Raw genomic sequence first — 16,826 nt, forward strand, 5'->3', positions numbered from 1 at the left:
GCGCGCGAGGTCAGCCCTCGTCACCGGCACCGGTGCGCCGCAGGTCGGCATCGGTGAGACCCGCCAGCTCACCGTGGGTGTCCAGCCAGTACAGGAGGGCCACCGCGGGAACGACCAGGACGACGGCGACGAGGGTGACCAGGCCCAGCCAGCGGAGCGTGGTGTGCGCGCCCGCCCCCTCGGCCACGGTGAGCGAGGTCGGGATCAGGTACGGGCGCTGCGCCATCCCCCAGGCGAGCACGGCGGAGGCGACCAGACCGACCGCCGCGATGCGGGACCAGGCCCCGGAGGACCGGATCAGCAGCCAGCCGGTGGCGCAGGTGGCCAGCGCCGCGAGGACGACGAAGACGAGCCCCACGCCGTGGGTGAGCCCGTGCCAGACGTACGGCGCGTCCCCGTGGGTGACGAACAGGGTGAGGACGGCGAGCACGGCGACGACGGCCAGGGCGCCCAGCGCCCGTCGCCGGAAGTACCGGTCGAGGTCCGGCGCGGCGAAGCGCCGGGCGTCCGCGGCGAGGAACACCGCTCCGAGCAGGGCCGTGGTCGCCACGGCGAGCAGCCCGAACAGGGCGGAGGTGGGGTTGGCCCAGGCGTCCGTCGACGCCGTCGCGCCCGCCGTCGCCCGGCCCGAGGCCACACCCCCGGCGGCGGCGCCCAGGAAGAACGGCGTCAGCAGCGAGGAGACGGCGAAGACCGCGCCGTACAGGCGCCGGCCGGCCAGCCGCCTGGCGGGCTTGCGCAGGGCGAAGCCGGCACCGCGCAGCACGATGCCCACCGCGGCCAGCGCCAGGGGGAGCCACATCGCCTGGAACACCCGCGCGAAGAGGACCGGGAAACCCGTCCACATGAGGACCAGCACGAAGATCAGCCAGACGTTGTTGACCTCCCAGACGGGCTCCATGGCGTGGTCGATCAGCCTGCGGGGGCGCTCGCCGCGCGCCGCTCCGCCCGCGGTCAGGTCCCAGAACCCGGCGCCGTAGTCGGTGCCGCCGGCGCAGGCGTAGGCGACGACGCCCAGCAGCAGGACGACGGCGATGACCCCGGCGATCACGGCCGGCTCCCGACGGACCGCGGCCCGTACGGCGTGTCCGTCTCCGGTGTCTCCGTCGGTGGCTGCGGCCCGCCCGTCCCATCGGCGAGCCGCCAGCGGGAGCGCATCTTCAAAAGGATCAGCAGCAACGACCCGAACACGAAGACGTACACCACGACGACCAGGGCGAACATGATCCACAGGCTGGTGGAGCGGGTCGCCGTCACCGCCTCCGCGACCCGCATGTTCTGGTAGACGATCCACGGCTGGCGGCCCACTTCGGTGGTGATCCAGCCGCACTCGACGGCGACGACGGAGGCCACGCCCGCGCACGCCGCGCCGCGGAAGAACCACGGGGAGGCCGGCAGCCGGCGGCGCCACAGCCACAGAACGCCGTACCAGAGCGCGAGCAGGAGCAGCAGGGAGCCGATCCCGACCATGATGTCGAAGGTCCAGTGGACGATGGTGGCCTGAGTGGCCGTCGGCCGGTCGCTCGCCGGGACCGTGGTCAGCCCGGTGACCTTGGTGTCCGGCCGGAAGCCGGCCAGGATGGAGTCGAGTTGGGGAATCTTGAGGCCGCCGGAGACGGTCCCGTCGGGATGCAGCCGGCCGAAGAGGTACTCCGGCACGTGGGTGTCGGTCCTCCAGACGATCTCCATCGCGGCGAACTTCACCGGCTGTTTGTGGAAGACCTGCCGGGCGATGGAGTCGCCCAGGACGAACTGCACGGGGGTGAACACCGCGGCGAGCGTGAAGGGGATCGTGAAGCCGAGCCGGTGGTAACGGTCGCGGCGGCCCCGCAGCCAACCCACGGCGTAGACGCCCGCCGTGACGTAGCCCGCCGTGACGAACATCGCCACGACGAAGTGCCAGTACTCCGGGCCGAACATGGGCGTGAAGATCGCCTTGCGGACGTCCACGTCCACGGGGTTGCCCGCGGCGTCGAGGACGAAGCCGCGGGGCGTGTTCATCCACGAGTTGGCGGCCAGGATCCCGAAGGCGCCCAGCAGGGCCACGAAGGGCAGCGGCACCGCGAGCAGGAAGTGGGCGCGGGAGGGCAGTCGCCGCCAGCCGTAGAGGTAGACGGCGATGAGGACCGCCTCCAGGAAGAAACCCCACGCCTCCACCCCGAAACCGAGCCCGAAGACATCGCCCCACCGGCCCATCATGCCCGGCCACAACAGCCCGAACTCGAAGGACAGCACGGTGCCGGTGACGACGCCGATCGCGAACTGGACCGCCATGACCGCCGACCAGCGCCGGGCCAGCAGCAGGGCGGCCGGGTCGTTCCGGCGCAGTCCGTAACCGTGCATGACGATCGTGATCAGCGGCAACGCCACCCCCAGCGGCACCAGGATGATGTGCGCGGCGAGGGTGAAGGCCATCATCGATCTGGCCGGGAGCAGCTGCGCGGGCGCGGCCGTCAGCAGCGCGAGCGTGGTGTGCATGGAGTCTCCTCGGGACCGACGTGGGTGGGTCGGTCAGCCGCCGGTGGCGAACCCGGGGAAGAGGGTCATCCCGCCGTCCACGTAGAGGGTGGCGCCCACGACGTAGTCCAGGAGGTCGGAGGCGAGCGCGACGGCCGCGCAGGCGATGTCCTCGGGGGCGCCGACACGGTCGTAGGGGATCAGTTTCAGGAGGTCCTGCCGGGCCTCGGGGGTGTCCCAGGCGTCGCGGTTGATGGGGGTCTTGATGGCTCCGGGGGCGATCGCGTTGACGCGGATCTTCTTCGGGGCGAGTTCCTGCGCCAGCGTCTCCATCATCATCTGCACACCGCCCTTGGAGGCGGCGTAGTTGACGTGGCCGGCCCACGGGATGATCTGGTGCACCGAGCTCATGCAGATGATCTTGCCCGCCGCACGCGACACCTCGGGAACCACCCCGCGCCGGAGGAACTCCTTGGTCGCCTCGCGGGCGCAGAGGAACTGCCCGGTGAGGTTGACGTCCAGGACCTTCTGCCACTGGGCGAGGGACATGTCGGTGAACGACGCGTCACGCTGCAGTCCGGCGTTGGCCACGAGGATGTCGACGGTGCCGAACTCCTTGACCATCCGGTCCGTCATGGCGACGACCTGTCCCTCGTCGGAGACGTCCGCCTCGTAGGCCGCCGCCCGCACTCCGAAGGACGCGATCTCCTCGACCACCTTGTCGGCTTCCTCGCGGCCGGCCACGTAGTTCACGACGACGTCGGCGCCGGCCCGGCCCAGGGCGACGGCGGTGGCCCGGCCGATGCCCGAATTCGCACCGGTGACCAGCGCCTTCTGGCCCTTCAGCAGATCCGCGGGGATCACGTCCTGGGGTGCGCCCTCGGGGGAACTCACGATGCCCTACTCCTCCACTGCGTGGCCCGGGATCAGCCGGGCCGTGGCCCGGAGGTGCAGGCGTCACACAACCACCGGGGCGGGGCGACGGCGCGGCGGAGCGGTCCGCTTTGCGCTGCCCGACTGACGATCTTCGCCCGATCGGTGGTGCGTCGCCGCGGGCCGGTCAGCCGAGCCGGGCGAGCAGGTGGTCGCCCACCCGCAGGGCGTTCGCGATGGCCGTCAGGGACGGATTGACCGCGCCGATGCTCGGGAAGAAGCTCGTGTCCACGACGTAGAGGTTGTCCAGGTCGTGGGCCTTGCAGTTGAGGTCGAGGGCCGAGGACGCCGGATCGTCGCCGAACCGCACGGTGCCCGCCTGGTGGGCGGTGGCGCCGATCGGCATGCCCTTGTGCAGGTAGATGCTGTGCGACAGCAGTTGGTGCTCGTGCATGCCGAGGTGGCCGAGCATGTGCTGGAGCTTGTGCCGCAGGCGGGTCAGGCCGGCGATGTTGTTGGTCTCGTCGAGGGCGAGGCGGATGCGGCCGTCGGCGTCCAGGGTGACCCGGTTGTCCGGCTGCGGCAGGTCCTCCCCGCACAGCCAGAAGTCGACGGCGTGGTGGGCCAGGACCTCGAAGGGCATGTCCGGGGTGACCGCGCCGGCCCAGCGCGGCGCCTCGCCGTGGATCTGCTCGGCGTCCGACTTGCCCAGCATCTGGATCCCGCCGAGGGGGTAGTCCCAGTCGTCCGCGCCCAGGTACCAGTCGTGCAGGGCGAGGGTCTTCTGGAACTGGGTGTCGTTGGGCTCCTTCGAAATCGCCATCAGCGCAAGGTTGTTGTGCCGCATGTAGTGGCGGCCGACCACATCGGAGCCGTTGGCCAGCCCGTGGGGATGGTGGTCGTCGGCCGAAGCCAGCAGCAGGGCCGCGGAGTTGACCGCCCCGCAGGCCACGACCACGATGTCGGCCGAGAACCGGGCCTGCTCCGCGTCCGGGAGCTCGGCGACGACGGTGGTGACGCTGCGTCCGCTCGGACCGGTTTCGAGCCTGGTCACCCGGGCGTGGGTGACCAGCTCGACGCCGGGGTGCCGCAGTGCCGGCTCCACACAGATGACCTGGGCGTCGGACTTGCCGCGGACCAGGCACGGGAAGCCGTCCACCCGGTTGCAGCGGATGCAGACGCTGGAGTGGGCCGCCCGCCCGTTCCCGTCCTGGGTGAGGTCGACGCCGATGGGCAGGTGGAAGGGGTGCAGTCCGCGCTTCTCCAGATCGTCGCTCAACTGCTGGATGCGCGGCTCGTGTTCCACCGGCGGATAGGCGTACGGTCCGCTGCACGGCCCTTCCCAGGGGTCCTCGCCGTGCCGGCCGTGCACCAGATAGAGGTGTTCCGCCTGGGTGTAGTAGGGCTCCAGGTCCTCGTAGCGAAGCGGCCAGGCGGGAGAGACGCCGTCGTGGTGGCGCAGCTCGCCGAAGTCCTCGGGGCGCAGCCGGAACAGTGCCGCGCCGTAGAACTTGGTGTTGCCGCCGACGTAGTAGTTGACCTCGGGCGGGAACTCGTTGCCGTGCCGGTCGAGCCAGAACTCCGGGGCCCGGTACTTCGCCTTGACGAAGACGGCGGTGGAGTCCCAGTTGTCGCGTTCGCGCGGCAGCCAGCCGCCGCGTTCGAGGAGGAGCACCCGCTTGCCGGAGGGGGCGAGCCGGTGGGCGAGGGTGCCGCCGCCGGCTCCGGTGCCGATGATGATGACGTCGTAGTGGGAGGTGTCGCCCACAGCGACCACCGTCCTTGCCGTTGCGTCGCCGGCCGCTGCCGGGACCTGCCGGTAGCCTTCTCCGCTCCTTCGAACGTATACGCCCCGGGACGGCGCGGCACCTGGAAGGCGCCGGGCGTCCCGGCCGGTCAGAGGACGGCGATCGGGTTCACCGGGGAGCCGGTGGCCGCCGGGAGCCGCAGCGGGGCGACCACGCACAGGAAGTGCCAGCGGCGCAGCTGCGCACACACCGGTACCAACTCCTCGAAGTTCAGGTAGTCCATGAGATGCAGCCCCATGGCGTTCATGGCCAGCACGTGCACCGGGAACGGGACCTCGGCGACCGCGCTGGGGGCCGTGTCGTTGTTGCCGTCCGACCCCAGGGCGGCCACCCGCCGCTCGGCGAGGAAGGGCACCGCTGCCGGGTGCAGGCCGGCCCGCTGCTGCGCGGCGTTCCAGGCGCCGAGGCTGCGGCGTCGGCGGCGGTGCCCGACGCGCACGAACAGCAGGTCGCCCGGCCCGACCGTGACGCCCTGGGCCGCCTCGGCCGCCACGAGGTCATCGGCGGTCACGTGGTCGCCGGGCTCCAGCCACGGCACCTGGCGCAGGCGCGGGACGTCCAGCAGCACCCCGCGGCCGACGATCCCGTCGCGCACCAGGTCCGCGGTGAGCGCGCCGGCCCCGTCCGGCGTCACGCTGCTCGCCGGAACACCGCCGTAGAGCTCGCCGTCGAACATCACATGGCACAGCGCGTCGAGGTGGCTGTCCGCGTCCCCGTGCACGTTCATGGCGAACCGGTCGAGGGCGAAGTGCAGTCCCGGGGCGTCGGCCTCGCCGGGCGCCGGTGCGGTCATCCGGTGGGTGGCGGGCTGCGGGTCGTCCGGCCCCGGCGAGGTCTCGATCGGGGCGGCCAGCGATACGGTCCGGCCGGCCCGCACCTCGGTGGCGGCGGCCACCACCCGCTCGGGGGTCAGGTGGCCCAGCGCTCCGCGCCCGGCATCCGGGCCGTCCAGCGCCTGCTCACGCAGCCGGCGGTACAGGGAGCGGAAGGCCGCCTCGGACATGCGGTGCCGGGCCCCGGGCGGCGACGCCTCGCCTTGGTGCGCACGATCCGGCACGTGAGCTCCTCCTCGTCCGGCGCGGGGCCCTGGTCCCAGGGTCGGCCGCCGCCGCGCCCCCCGCATCCCGGAAGCGGTCCCACGGCATACGTCAGCCGGCGTCCCAGCCCGGAACCGTCGGCAGGACCTTCTCGGCGACGCGGAGCAAGGCCGCGTCATCGGGCATCCCCTCGTCCTCCCGCCAGACGACGACCTCGAAGGAGCCGCCGCCGTCCTTGGCGTTCCTGGCGACCTGCAGGCGGCGGGCGATGCCGCCGGGCGCGGTGTCGGCCTTGCCGGGCTTGCCACCCTCGAAGTTGAAACGGATGGCGATGGTCCGGTCCGAGGAGAGGACCGCGGGACGCCCCAGCACCGTTCGCTTCTCCGCGGTATTGCCCAGCAGGTCGGCCGTCCGGGCGACCGAGAGGTCGTCGGAGGACGCCGAGAGCTGCACGGAGTAGGTCTTCAGCGTCACTTTCGCCTCGGGAGTGACGATCTCGGTGCCGCCGGCGAGCTTGGTCGTGCTCTCGCTGCCGTCCGCGGTCTCGGCCCGCTCCGCCGGCGTTCCGAGGAGCTCCGGCAGGTCCGAACGGTTCAGCGCCGTGCACAGCTGAGCCCCCGAAACGTGCTTCGACGCAACGCGCTTCGAGGCAGCATGCCGCGGCGGCCGGGCGTCGTCATGCGGGGGCGAGCAAGCAGCCGGCTTGCTCTCCTCGACCTCCTGCCCCGAAGCCGTCGCCATGACCCACATGCCCCCCGCGAGGCCCCCGACCAGCACCACCGCCGCGACCACCTGCGCCCCGGCGTTCATCCCCTTCTCGGGCCCGGCCTTGGATCCGGTCGCGGATCCGGTCGCGGATCCGGTCGCGGATCCGGTCGCGGATCTGTCGAATTCCCCGTCCATGTCCCCCACTTCCCCCGCTTCCCCCACTTCCCCCGCTTCCCCCACTTCCCGTACTTCCCCCATCTGCTGATTCGCGCCGGATGCGCGCCGGGGGAGCGTAACCGGTGATCGTTTCGCAGCCAAGCAAAATCCGTCTGCCAGACTGCTCGGGTGATCGTCAGACTCGCCCGGGAGCAGGACTTTCCCGGCTTTCTCGCCCTGGCCGCCCAGGTGGAGCACTGGTTCGGCCCGATGGTCGAGGACCCCGGATTCCACCGGGCCGTACAGAAGCACATCCGCCGGTCCACGGCGCTCGTCGCGGTCTCCCCGGACGCGGACGTGCTCGGCGGCCTGCTGTTCGGTGCCAACGCCCCGGTCCACCACGTGCACTGGCTCGTCGTCTCGGAACAGGAACGCGGGAAGGGCACCGGTCGCGCCCTGATGAGCGAGGCACTGGGCAGGTTCGTGCGGGGCCCGGGCACCATCGAGGTGGTCACCTTCGGAGAAGACCACCCGGGCGCCGTTGCCGGCGGTTCCCGCGTCTTCTACCGGCGTCTCGGTTTCCACCCCGCCGAGGCTGCCGCGCCCGGCCCGGAAGGCGGTTCCCGGCAGGTCTACCGTCGGGCCGTCACCTGAGGTGCCGGCTCCGGCGCTGCCGCGGGGCCGTGCGGTCCCTCATGGTGGGCCCGCGCACCCCCGTGACCGGAACTATGGCGTCCCACCACATGTGCCACTGACCTGCGCGTTCCTACCGTGTGGCGGCACGAGCACATCCCGCCGACCGCCTGGAAGTGGTGCACATGGCCCGCGCAGCAACCGCTCCCCCACCCCCCACCGACCTCAAGCGCATCGTCGCCGCCAGCCTCATCGGGACCACCATCGAGTGGTACGACTTCTTCCTCTACGGCTCCGCCGCCGCGCTGGTCTTCAACAAGCTGTTCTTTCCCGGTTCGGATCCGCTCGTCGGGACCCTGCTGGCGTTCCTGACGTACGCGGTGGGGTTCGCCGCGCGGCCCGTCGGTGCGCTGGTCTTCGGGCACTTCGGCGACCGGCTGGGCCGCAAGAGACTGCTGGTGCTGAGCCTGCTGATGATGGGCGGTGCCACGTTCGCGATCGGGCTGCTGCCGACGCACGCCACGATCGGTACGGCGGCGCCGGTGCTGCTGACCGTGCTGCGGCTGGTCCAGGGGTTCGCGCTGGGCGGTGAGTGGGGCGGCGCGGTGCTGCTGGTGTCGGAGCACGGTGATGCGCGGCGGCGCGGGTTCTGGGCCTCGTGGCCGCAGACCGGCGCGCCCGCCGGGCAACTGCTGGCCACCGGCGTGCTCTCGCTGATGACGGCGCTGCTGCCGGCCGCGGCGTTCGCCGCCTGGGGGTGGCGGGTGCCGTTCCTGCTCTCCGGCGTCCTGGTCCTGGTCGGGCTGTGGATGCGGCTGTCGGTGGACGAATCCCCCGTGTTCCGGGCCGCGTTGGCGCGTGCCGAGGCCCGCCGGGCGGAGGGGGCGGCCACCCGCGTGGAGAAGCCGCCGCTGGTCGCCGTGCTCCGGCACCACTGGCGCGAGGTGCTGATCGCGATGGGCGCGCGGATGGCCGAGAACATCTCGTACTACGTCCTCACGGCGTTCGTGCTGGTCTACGCGACCTCGCACGCCGGGGTGGCGCAGCAGACCGCGCTGAACGCGGTGCTGATCGCCTCGGCGCTGCACTTCGCGGTGATCCCCGCCTGGGGCGCGCTGTCGGACCGGATCGGGCGCCGGCCGGTCTATCTGCTGGGCGCGGCCGGCGTCGGCGCCTGGGCGTTCCCGTTCTTCGCGCTGGTGGACTCCGGCCGGTTCGGCCCGCTGCTGCTCGCCGTGAGCGTCGGGCTGTTCTTCCACGGTGCGATGTACGCGCCGCAGGCGGCCTTCTTCGCGGAGATGTTCGCGACCCGGATGCGGTATTCGGGCGCCTCGATCGGGGCCCAGTTCGCGTCGGTCGCCGCCGGTGCGCCGGCCCCGCTGATCGCGACCGCGCTGCTCGCCGACTTCGGCGGCCCGGCGCCGATCGCGCTGTACGTCGTCGCGGCCGCGCTGCTGACGCTGGTCGCGGTGGGTGCGGCCCGGGAGACCCGCAACCGGGACCTGGCGGCGGTGGCGGAGGACGAGCCGCGGCCCGCCTCCGGGCGGACCGGCGACGGGCGGGAGATGAGGGTCTGATGTGCGGCGGGGGCGCGGCGGGCCGTGGGACGCTCCGGGAGACGGGGCAAGCTCGCCCGCCGCGCCCCCGCCGGACGTCAGGACCGCTCGGTCCTGCGCTTGATGGACTCCTTCGTGCCGCGGATGTTCTCCCCGGCGTCGTCCATGGTGTCCTTGGCCTTGCCCTTGGCCTCTTCCATCCGGCCTTCGGCCTTCAGGCGGTCGTCACCGGTGATCTTGCCGGTGGCCTGCTTGGCCTTGCCCTTCATCTTGTCCTTGGCGCCCTTGCCGGCCATGTCCAACTCCTTCGTGCGTGATCTGGGGCCCGTGGTCCGCGTACGGGCCGGGAAGCCACGGGACGTGCGGAGCACTCGCGGAATGGAGGGCTCCGCATCCCAGGCTGCCGCACGGCCCACCGGGGCGCACCCGGAGCGACGGCCCGTTACTCCTCCGTTTCGCACCCGCGCCCACCGGCGCGTCCGCTGTGCCGTTACCGCTCGCCGGCGTGCTCCACGGCGGACGAGAGCTGGTGCAGCCGCAGCGCCAGCTGGAGTTCCAGGGCGCGCGCCGGGCTCTGCCAGTCGGGCCCCAGCAGCCGGCCCACCCGCTCCAGGCGCTGCGCCACGGTGTTCACGTGGACATGCAGCTCGTCCTTGGTGCGGCCGGGGCTCATCCCGCAGGCGAAGTACTCCCGCAGGGTGCGCAGCAGCTCCGTCCCGCGGCGGGCGTCGTAGTCGGCGACCGTGCCGAGCGTGCGGCGCACGAAGCCGTCGACGTCGCGGGTGTCGGCGAGCAGCAGTCCCAGGAAGCCGAAGTCGGCGGCGGCCGCGCCCTGGCCGGCCCGGCCCAGCACCCGCAGCGCCTCCCGGCAGCGCCGGGCCTCCGCGTACGCGTCGGCGACCGCCGCGGGCCGTCCGGCGGGGGCCGGGACCGGGGCCGAGGCACCGACCGTGACCGGTACGTGGAGCGCGGCGCCCAGCCGGGCGGCGATCTCCCGTGCCCGGCCGGCCGGATCGCCGTCGGGCCCGAGCGGCAGCAGTAGGACGGCGCCGCCGTCGCGGACCGCGGCCAGCCCGTGCCGGGTGGCGGCGAGATGGGACGCCGCCGACCACAGGCGCCGCCGGTCGCCGGCGGCGTCCTGGGCCGCGGCGGCGTCGACCCGGGCGGCCAGCACGACCTGCGGCGCGTCGAGGTCGGCACCGACCCGGGCCGCGCGTTCCCGCAGCAGCCGGGGGTCGCGCCCGGCGGCGTCCAGCAGGTCGTCCAACAGCTCGCCGCGGACCCGCTGTTCGGCCTCGCCCGCGGTCCGGCGGGCGAGCAGCAGCAGCGAGGTGACCACGGCGGCCCGCTCCAGGGTCCGCTGGTCGACCGGGTCCAGGGCCGGGTGGCCGCGCAGGACCAGCGCGCCCAGGACCTCCCCGCCCGCCGATACCGCGGCGACCCAGTCGGCACCGTCCCGTACGGCGTGCCCGTCGGCCCGGGACCGGTCCAGGGCGGCGGCCGGGGCGTCGGCGGGTTCGGTGAACTCCACGTCGCCGTGCAGCACTTCGGCCACCGCGGCCGCGACGTCCTGCACCCCGCCGCCGCGCAGCACCAGTTCCGTCAGCCGGTCGTGGATGTCCGAGGCGCGTTCGATGACCGCGCTGCGGTCACGGATGATCTCGTTGGCCGCTTCCAGTTCGGTCAGCGCCTTACGGGTCCCGGCGAGCAGGCGGGCGGTGTCGAGGGCGACCGCGGCATGCGCCGCGTGGGCGGCGAGCAGGGCGATCTGGCCGGGTTCGAAGACCCGCTCGCGGCGGTCGGCGGCGAAGAGCACCCCGATGACGCCGCTGCCCAGCATCAGCGGCACGCCCAGGATCGCCACCAGGCCCTCGTCGCGGACGCCGGCGTCGATGGTGCCGGTGTGCCGGAACCGCTCGTCGTGGAAGTAGTTGTCGGTCACGTACGGGCGGGCGGTCTGTGCGACCAGTCCGCCCAGTCCCTCACCCATGCCGAGCCGGAGTTGCTGGAACCGCGCGGAGACCGAGCCGTCGGTGACCCGCATGTAGGTGTCGCCGGCGGCCGGGTCGTGCAGGGTGAGGTAGGCGACCTCGGTGCCCAGGAGGGAGCGGGCCCGGCGCACGATGGCCCGCAGGACGGCGTCCAGGTCGCGCAGTCCCGCCAGGTCGTGCGCGGTGGCGTAGAGCGCGGACAGTTCGGCCTCGCGCCGCCGGCGGCCCTCCAGTTCGGTGCGTATCCGCAGCGCCTGGCGCTTGGCCCGCTCCAGGGCGGCGAGCCGGCCGGGCGCGGCACCCTCGGCACGGGCGCGCAGCACCGGCCGCTCGTAGTCCTCGGCGGGGGCGTCGGCGGCGAGCAGCGCGAGGAAGGGGGCCTCGGCCGGTTCGGTGGTGGGCGCGGACGAGGACGGATCGGTGGGCATGGTCACAGGGATACCTTCGGGTCGTCGCCGGGCGCCAGGGGCTCGGGGGCCTCTCCCCTGCTGCCGCTCGGCGCCCCCTGGATCGTCAGTGCGCGGTCCAGCCGCCGTCCAGGGTGAGCGAGGTCCCCGTCACGAAGGACGCCTGCGGGGTGCAGAGGTAGGCGACGGCCTCGGCGACCTCCTCCGGTTCGAGCAGCCGCTTGAGGGCCGTGTCGGCGAGCAGGACGTCGGCCAGCACCCGCTCCTCGGGGATGCCGTGCGCGACGGCCTGGTCGGCGATCTGCCGTTCGACGAGCGGGGTGCGGACGTAGCCGGGGTTGACGCAGTTGCTGGTGACGCCGTGCGTGGCGCCCTCCAGGGCGGCGGTCTTCGACAGGCCCTCCAGACCGTGTTTGGCCGCCACATAGGCGGACTTGAACGGTGAGGCCCGCAGCCCGTGCACCGACGAGATGTTCACGATCCGCCCCCACCCCCGCTCGTACATGTGGGGCAGGGCACCGCGCAGCAGCCGGAAGGGCGCCTCCAGCATCACGGTCAGCACCTGGTGGAAGACCTCGGGCGGGAACTCCTCGATGGGGCGCACGAGTTGCAGTCCGGCGTTGTTGACCAGCAGGTCGGTGCCGGCCGCGGCCCGCTCGGCGGCGTCGAGGTCGGTCAGGTCCAGGACCTGCGGCTCGATGGTGCCGCCGGCGCCGTCCGGGAGGTCCGCGGCCAGTGCGGCCAGGCCGGCGGCGTCCCGGTCGACCGCCCGCACCGTGGCGCCGGCCGCCGCCAGCCGCAGGGCGCAGGCGCGTCCGATGCCTCCGGCCGCGCCGGTGACGAGGGCGGTGCGGCCGCCGAGGTCGAGGGATACCGGGCCCGGGGTGCCGATCGTGGTCATGACCGCACCTTAGGCACGGGCGGACCCGGCACCGATGTGCCGTGGCACCACAGTTCGCGGGCGGGAGATGGGGGCCGGCCACCCGGGAAGCGCGGCACCGGACGGCGGCCGGGGCAGCGGGCGGTGCGCGGCGGCCCGGGCCCGGTGCCGGTGGGCGCGACGCGCCGGATCACCTGATCGGCCGTCCCGGTTCGCCGCGCTTCCGCCGGGCTCCTAGCGTCGTACGACGCAGCGCGCCGCCTGCACCGCCGCCACGAGGGAGTCCCACATGCGCAGGCTGATCACCGTGCCGACCGTGCTGCTCGCGCTGACCGCGGCGGGCTGTGCGGACGGGGACGACAGCGGGACCCGCTCGGCGTCGTCCACCGGTACCGGGCCCGGGCCGCAGCGCACCGGTGAGGGCTCACCGGGGGTGCCCGGCCAGCCGGTGAGCTGCGGGCGGCTGAAGGACGCGCTGGGCCAGGAGGGGGACGTCGCGCTGTACGCGGATCCCGGGGCCGGGGGCACGGTGCCGTGCGCGCAGGCCCGGGACGTGATGACCGAGTTCTTCCTGCGGGCACCGCGGGAGGCCGGTGACGACCGCGGCACGCTGTCCGTACGCGGCTGGTTCTGCCACTACGAGAGCGGGCCGACCGGCACCTGGATCTCGGCCTGCAGCAAGGACGAACGGGAGATGCACACGGAGGAGGCGGACGACCAGGACACCGGCCCGGACGGGCCGGACGAACCGGACGCCCCGGACGGCTCGCAGCTGCCCCCGCTGCCCGGTGATCCCTCCGCCCCGATGGACGACCCGTCGACGGAGGAGCTGTAGTCGACGAAAGAGCGGTGGTCGACGGAGGAGCTGTCGGCGACGAAAGAGCTTGAGGCAGCCGTGCCTTCGGGCGGGCCCTTCTAGACCTCGTCGATCCCGTGGAACCACGTCGGACCGGCCGCGACGGCCCGGCGGATGCGGGTCAGCGCGTACGTGTCCAGCTCCGGCAGGGCGTCCATGGCGAACCAGCCGACCTCCAGCGACTCGTCGTCGTTGACCCGGGCCCGGCCGCCGACCGCGCGGCAGCGCAGCGTCACGTCCATGAACTGGCAGATGTCGCCGTTGGGGTACTCCGTGGGCGGCATGGTCTCGACGAGGACCACCCCCTCGGGGACGACCCGGACCGCTGTCTCCTCGTAGACCTCGCGCACCGCGGTCTCGGCGGGCTGCTCACCGGGCTCGGGGATGCCGCCGATCACCGACCAGCCGCCGGTGTCGGCCCGCTTGCCCAGCAGGACCCGCCCGTCGTCGTCGAAGACCACCGCAGTCACCCCGGGCAGCCACAGCAGCTGCCGGCCGATGGAGCTCCGGAGGTCACGGATGAATTCGGGTGTTGCCATGCTCCGACCCTACGGGACGACCCGGAGGGCTCCCCGATCCCGGAGCGCGGCCCGCCCCGCACACCCCCGCCGCGCGCTCAGGCGCCCGCCGGGCTCCCCTTGCGCGGCCGCAGCCGGCCGCGGACCGCCCGGACCGCGCCCTCGGCGTCGTCGACCGTGATCGTGAAGGTGCGCCCGTCGCCGAGCCGGAGGACCACGGCCTCCCCACGGCGGACGACCACCGCCGTGCCCTGGTCCGGGCGCCAGCGGTAGCCCCAGCCGCCCCAGTGGCGGGGCGTGACCCGGGGCGCGAACTCGGCCCCCACGACGGTGTCGAGGGGGATCCGGCGGCGCGGCACACCGATGTGGCCGCAGCGCACTTCCAGGCATTCCTTGTCGACCCGTACCGCGACGTGGACGAAGGCGAGCGTGCCGAACAGGACCAGCAGGCCGGCCGCGACACAACCGACCACCGCCATCACCAGCGGCGCCAGACCGGAGGTCCAGCTGCTGTCGACGGCCAGCTCGATGCCGAGCGCCAGACAGGCCGCCCCGATCGCGGCCAGCAGCCACTGGACGCGGTTGGTGGCGCTGCCGTGCCAGACCTCGGGGATCTCCGCGTGCGAGCCGCCGGGCACCCGCCCCGGCCCCACGGGCCGGCCGGTGCCGTCGGTACCGCCGTCGGTACCGTCGTCCGTGCTGCCGTCTGCGCCGGGGGCTGCTGCCCCCTCGTGGGGGTGGTCCCTCATGAGACGCAGCGTACGCGTCTTCGCACGCTGCGGCAGGGTGTCGAACGCCCCGTTCAGCCGCTCAGCGCCCCGGCGGTGTCCGTACGGGACTGCGCCAGCAGCCGGCCCTCGGCGTAGGCGAGCGTGGTCGCGGGGAGCTCCGCCGTACGGCCGCTGAGGAGCACGGTGAGTCCGCCGGCCGGGGTGGCCGCGGGCGCCGGCTCGGCACCGATACGGCGCAGCGCCTGGGCGGCGACCGCCTCGGCCGAGCCGTGCAGGACGAGCGCCGGGGCGCCGGGCTGCTGGAGGGCGGCACGGATGCGTTCGGCGACCAGCTCGTAGTGGGTGCAGCCCAGGACGACGGCCCGCACGTCGCGCGGGGTGCGGCCCGCGGCGACGGCGACGGCCGCGTCGATGGCGGCCTCGTCGGCCTGCTCCACCGCGTCGGCGAGCCCCGGGCAGGCGACGCCGGTGACGTCCACGCCGCGCGCGAAGCGTTCGATCAGGTCCCGCTGGTAGGGGCTGCCGGTGGTGGCGGGGGTGGCCCAGATGGCGACCGGGCCGCCGCCGGTCGCGGCGGGCTTGATGGCCGGGACGGTGCCGATGACCGGGACGGCCGGTTCCAGTTCGGCGCGCAGCGCGGGCAGGGCGTGCACGGACGCGGTGTTGCAGGCCACGATCAGCGCGTCGGGGCGGTGCGCGGCGGCCGCCCGGGCCACCGCGAGGGCGTGTGCCGTGACGTCCTCGGGCGTGCGCGGGCCCCAGGGCATGCCGTCGGGGTCGGAGGAGAGGATCAGATCGGCGTCCGGCCGCAGTCGCCGTACGGCCGCGGCCGCCGCGAGCAGGCCGGTTCCGGAGTCCATCAGCGCGATCTTCACCCGGACACTTTACCGGGCGACGGGTCCCACTTGTCATACCGGCCCGGCGAGCGGGTGGCCCGGGCCTCACGTTCCCCCGGAACGCGCCCCGTCCGGAGAGACACGTGGGTCCGGGCCCGCGCCGGGGACGTCCGGCGGCGGGGCCGGTGCGGCAGACTGCGGCCGTGGGAGCGATGGAGTGGATCGGTGCCGGGTCGCTGCTGGCCTGGCTGTGGCTGCTGCTCGGCCAGGGCTTTTTCTGGCGGACCGACGTCCGGCTGCCGGAACGGGGGGACCCGGACCGCTGGCCGTCGGTCGCGGTGGTGGTGCCGGCCCGGGACGAGGCCGCGGTGCTGCCGGCGAGCCTGCCCTCGCTGCTCGGCCAGAAGTACCCGGGCCGGGCGGAGGTGTTCCTGGTCGACGACGGCAGCAGCGACGGGACCGGTGCGCTGGCGCGGGAGCTGGCGGCCGCGCGGGGCGGGCTGCCGCTGACGGTCACCTCGCCCGGGGAGCCGGGGCCGGGGTGGACCGGGAAGCTGTGGGCCCTCCGGCACGGGATCGCGCTCGCGCGGGAGCGGACCGCACCGGACTATCTCCTGCTGACCGACGCGGACATCGCCCACGCCCCGGACAGCCTGCGGGAGTTGGTGGCGGCGGCCCGGTCGGCGGACCTGGACCTGGTGTCCCAGATGGCGCGGCTGCGGGTGGTGACGTTCTGGGAGCGGCTGATCGTGCCGGCGTTCGTGTACTTCTTCGGGCAGCTGTATCCGTTCCGCCGGGTCAACCGGCCGGGGGCCCGGACCGCGGCGGCGGCCGGCGGCTGTGTGCTGCTGCGGCGGGAGGCGGCGGAGCGGGCGGGCGTCCCGGAGGCGATCCGGCACGCGGTGATCGACGACGTGACGCTGGCGCGGGCGGTGAAGCGGTCGGGCGGCGCGGTCTGGCTGGGGCTGGCGGACCGGGTGGACAGCGTGCGGCCGTATCCGCGGCTGGCCGAGCTGTGGCGGATGGTCTCGCGCAGCGCGTACGCCCAGCTGCTGCACCGGCCGGTGCTGTTGCTCGGCACGGTCCTGGGGCTGGCCCTGGTCTATCTGGCGCCGCCGGTGGCGCTGGTGGCGGGGCTGGCCGGCGGCGGGCCGGTGCTCGCGGCGCTGGGCGGGGCGGCCTGGGCGGTGATGTGCGGGACGTACCTGCCGATGCTGCGCTACTACGGTCAGCCGCTGTGGACCGCGCCCCTGCTGCCGTTCACGGCGCTGCTCTACCTCCTGATGACGGTGGACTCGGCGGTGCAGCACTACCGGGGGCGCGGCGCGGCCTGGAAGGGCCGGACGTACGGGGCGCCGTGAGCCGCGCCCGCCGGGGTG

The 16,826-nt window shown here is 73.9% G+C and carries 16 protein-coding genes; 4 read left to right on the top strand and 12 right to left on the bottom strand.

Annotation, left to right across the window (positions count from 1 at the left end; genetic code table 11):
* Positions 1-10: 10 nt before the first annotated feature.
* The 6 genes from AB0E02_RS12270 to AB0E02_RS12295 form a co-directional block, all read right to left on the bottom strand.
* The gene (locus tag AB0E02_RS12270; RefSeq protein ID WP_362137991.1) at positions 11-1,051 is read right to left on the bottom strand and encodes a cytochrome d ubiquinol oxidase subunit II; all 1,041 of its coding nucleotides are present in this window, start codon (positions 1,049-1,051) and stop codon (positions 11-13) included.
* Complete coding sequence (locus tag AB0E02_RS12275; protein ID WP_362137993.1) at positions 1,048-2,478, bottom strand: cytochrome ubiquinol oxidase subunit I; 1,431 nt, start codon at positions 2,476-2,478, stop codon at positions 1,048-1,050. Before AB0E02_RS12275 ends, AB0E02_RS12270 begins: the two co-directional genes overlap by 4 nt.
* Positions 2,479-2,511: 33 nt before the next feature.
* The gene (locus tag AB0E02_RS12280) at positions 2,512-3,351 is read right to left on the bottom strand and encodes an SDR family oxidoreductase (protein ID WP_362137995.1); all 840 of its coding nucleotides are present in this window, start codon (positions 3,349-3,351) and stop codon (positions 2,512-2,514) included.
* Between the two features lie 166 nt (positions 3,352-3,517).
* Complete coding sequence (locus AB0E02_RS12285; protein ID WP_362137997.1) at positions 3,518-5,098, bottom strand: GMC family oxidoreductase; 1,581 nt, start codon at positions 5,096-5,098, stop codon at positions 3,518-3,520.
* A gap of 128 nt (positions 5,099-5,226) precedes the next feature.
* Positions 5,227-6,141, bottom strand: coding sequence for a cyclase family protein (locus AB0E02_RS12290; RefSeq protein WP_362138126.1), 915 nt, complete (start codon positions 6,139-6,141; stop codon positions 5,227-5,229).
* 145 nt (positions 6,142-6,286) lie between these two features.
* The gene (locus AB0E02_RS12295; protein WP_362137999.1) at positions 6,287-7,078 is read right to left on the bottom strand and encodes a DUF6215 domain-containing protein; all 792 of its coding nucleotides are present in this window, start codon (positions 7,076-7,078) and stop codon (positions 6,287-6,289) included.
* A 150-nt stretch (positions 7,079-7,228) separates the two neighbouring features.
* Between AB0E02_RS12295 and AB0E02_RS12300 the strand changes: the two genes are divergently transcribed.
* Together AB0E02_RS12300 and AB0E02_RS12305 are read left to right on the top strand one after the other, a co-directional pair.
* A complete protein-coding gene (locus AB0E02_RS12300) occupies positions 7,229-7,693 on the top strand; it encodes a GNAT family N-acetyltransferase (RefSeq protein ID WP_362138001.1) in 465 nt (154 codons plus the stop codon).
* A gap of 164 nt (positions 7,694-7,857) precedes the next feature.
* Positions 7,858-9,249 carry an MFS transporter gene (locus AB0E02_RS12305; protein ID WP_362138003.1) on the top strand — a complete coding sequence of 464 codons (1,392 nt, stop codon included), beginning with the start codon at positions 7,858-7,860 and terminating at the stop codon, positions 9,247-9,249.
* A gap of 77 nt (positions 9,250-9,326) precedes the next feature.
* On the opposite strand, the gene AB0E02_RS12310 is transcribed toward AB0E02_RS12305, so the two are convergent.
* The 3 genes from AB0E02_RS12310 to AB0E02_RS12320 all read right to left on the bottom strand — a co-directional run bounded on the left by AB0E02_RS12310 (position 9,327) and on the right by AB0E02_RS12320 (position 12,527).
* Positions 9,327-9,524, bottom strand: a complete 198-nt coding sequence (locus AB0E02_RS12310) for a CsbD family protein (protein WP_362138005.1) — start codon at positions 9,522-9,524, stop codon at positions 9,327-9,329.
* Positions 9,525-9,718: 194 nt separating this feature from the next.
* A complete protein-coding gene (locus AB0E02_RS12315) occupies positions 9,719-11,647 on the bottom strand; it encodes a helix-turn-helix domain-containing protein (RefSeq protein WP_362138128.1) in 1,929 nt (642 codons plus the stop codon).
* 85 nt (positions 11,648-11,732) lie between these two features.
* On the bottom strand, positions 11,733-12,527 hold the full coding sequence (locus tag AB0E02_RS12320; protein ID WP_362138007.1) for a 3-hydroxybutyrate dehydrogenase: 795 nt from the start codon (positions 12,525-12,527) through the stop codon (positions 11,733-11,735).
* 268 nt (positions 12,528-12,795) lie between these two features.
* On the opposite strand from AB0E02_RS12320, the gene AB0E02_RS12325 reads away from it, so the two are divergent.
* Positions 12,796-13,341 (top strand): hypothetical protein, encoded by a 546-nt coding sequence (locus AB0E02_RS12325; RefSeq protein ID WP_362138009.1) that lies wholly within the window; start codon positions 12,796-12,798, stop codon positions 13,339-13,341.
* A gap of 80 nt (positions 13,342-13,421) precedes the next feature.
* Here AB0E02_RS12325 and AB0E02_RS12330 read toward each other — a convergent pair whose 3' ends face one another.
* From AB0E02_RS12330 to AB0E02_RS12340, 3 genes are all read right to left on the bottom strand, one after another.
* On the bottom strand, positions 13,422-13,901 hold the full coding sequence (locus AB0E02_RS12330; RefSeq protein ID WP_362138011.1) for an NUDIX domain-containing protein: 480 nt from the start codon (positions 13,899-13,901) through the stop codon (positions 13,422-13,424).
* 77 nt (positions 13,902-13,978) lie between these two features.
* Entirely contained in the window at positions 13,979-14,629 is a 651-nt protein-coding gene (locus AB0E02_RS12335) for a hypothetical protein (protein WP_362138013.1), read from the bottom strand.
* A 53-nt stretch (positions 14,630-14,682) separates the two neighbouring features.
* Positions 14,683-15,486: an aspartate/glutamate racemase family protein gene (locus AB0E02_RS12340; protein WP_362138015.1), complete on the bottom strand. Its 804-nt coding sequence runs from the start codon at positions 15,484-15,486 to the stop codon at positions 14,683-14,685.
* 173 nt (positions 15,487-15,659) lie between these two features.
* On the opposite strand from AB0E02_RS12340, the gene AB0E02_RS12345 reads away from it, so the two are divergent.
* Entirely contained in the window at positions 15,660-16,808 is a 1,149-nt protein-coding gene (locus tag AB0E02_RS12345) for a glycosyltransferase (protein ID WP_362138131.1), read from the top strand.
* Positions 16,809-16,826: the final 18 nt, after the last annotated feature.

It is taken from the genome of Streptomyces sp. NPDC048196 (genome assembly GCF_040652715.1).
Classification (GTDB): domain Bacteria; phylum Actinomycetota; class Actinomycetes; order Streptomycetales; family Streptomycetaceae; genus Streptomyces; species Streptomyces siderophoricus.

Bases quoted from the DNA above. Each gene is read 5' to 3' on its own strand.
- AB0E02_RS12275 (WP_362137993.1), bottom strand. From the start codon at position 2,478: ATGCACACCACGCTCGCGCTGCTGACGGCCGCGCCCGCGCAGCTGCTC.
- AB0E02_RS12290 (WP_362138126.1), bottom strand. From the start codon at position 6,141: ATGTCCGAGGCGGCCTTCCGCTCCCTGTACCGCCGGCTGCGTGAGCAG.
- AB0E02_RS12295 (WP_362137999.1), bottom strand. From the start codon at position 7,078: ATGGACGGGGAATTCGACAGATCCGCGACCGGATCCGCGACCGGATCC.
- AB0E02_RS12305 (WP_362138003.1), top strand. From the start codon at position 7,858: ATGGCCCGCGCAGCAACCGCTCCCCCACCCCCCACCGACCTCAAGCGC.
- AB0E02_RS12310 (WP_362138005.1), bottom strand. From the start codon at position 9,524: ATGGCCGGCAAGGGCGCCAAGGACAAGATGAAGGGCAAGGCCAAGCAG.
- AB0E02_RS12315 (WP_362138128.1), bottom strand. From the start codon at position 11,647: ATGCCCACCGATCCGTCCTCGTCCGCGCCCACCACCGAACCGGCCGAG.
- AB0E02_RS12320 (WP_362138007.1), bottom strand. From the start codon at position 12,527: ATGACCACGATCGGCACCCCGGGCCCGGTATCCCTCGACCTCGGCGGC.
- AB0E02_RS12325 (WP_362138009.1), top strand. From the start codon at position 12,796: ATGCGCAGGCTGATCACCGTGCCGACCGTGCTGCTCGCGCTGACCGCG.
- AB0E02_RS12330 (WP_362138011.1), bottom strand. From the start codon at position 13,901: ATGGCAACACCCGAATTCATCCGTGACCTCCGGAGCTCCATCGGCCGG.
- AB0E02_RS12335 (WP_362138013.1), bottom strand. From the start codon at position 14,629: ATGAGGGACCACCCCCACGAGGGGGCAGCAGCCCCCGGCGCAGACGGC.
- AB0E02_RS12345 (WP_362138131.1), top strand. From the start codon at position 15,660: ATGGAGTGGATCGGTGCCGGGTCGCTGCTGGCCTGGCTGTGGCTGCTG.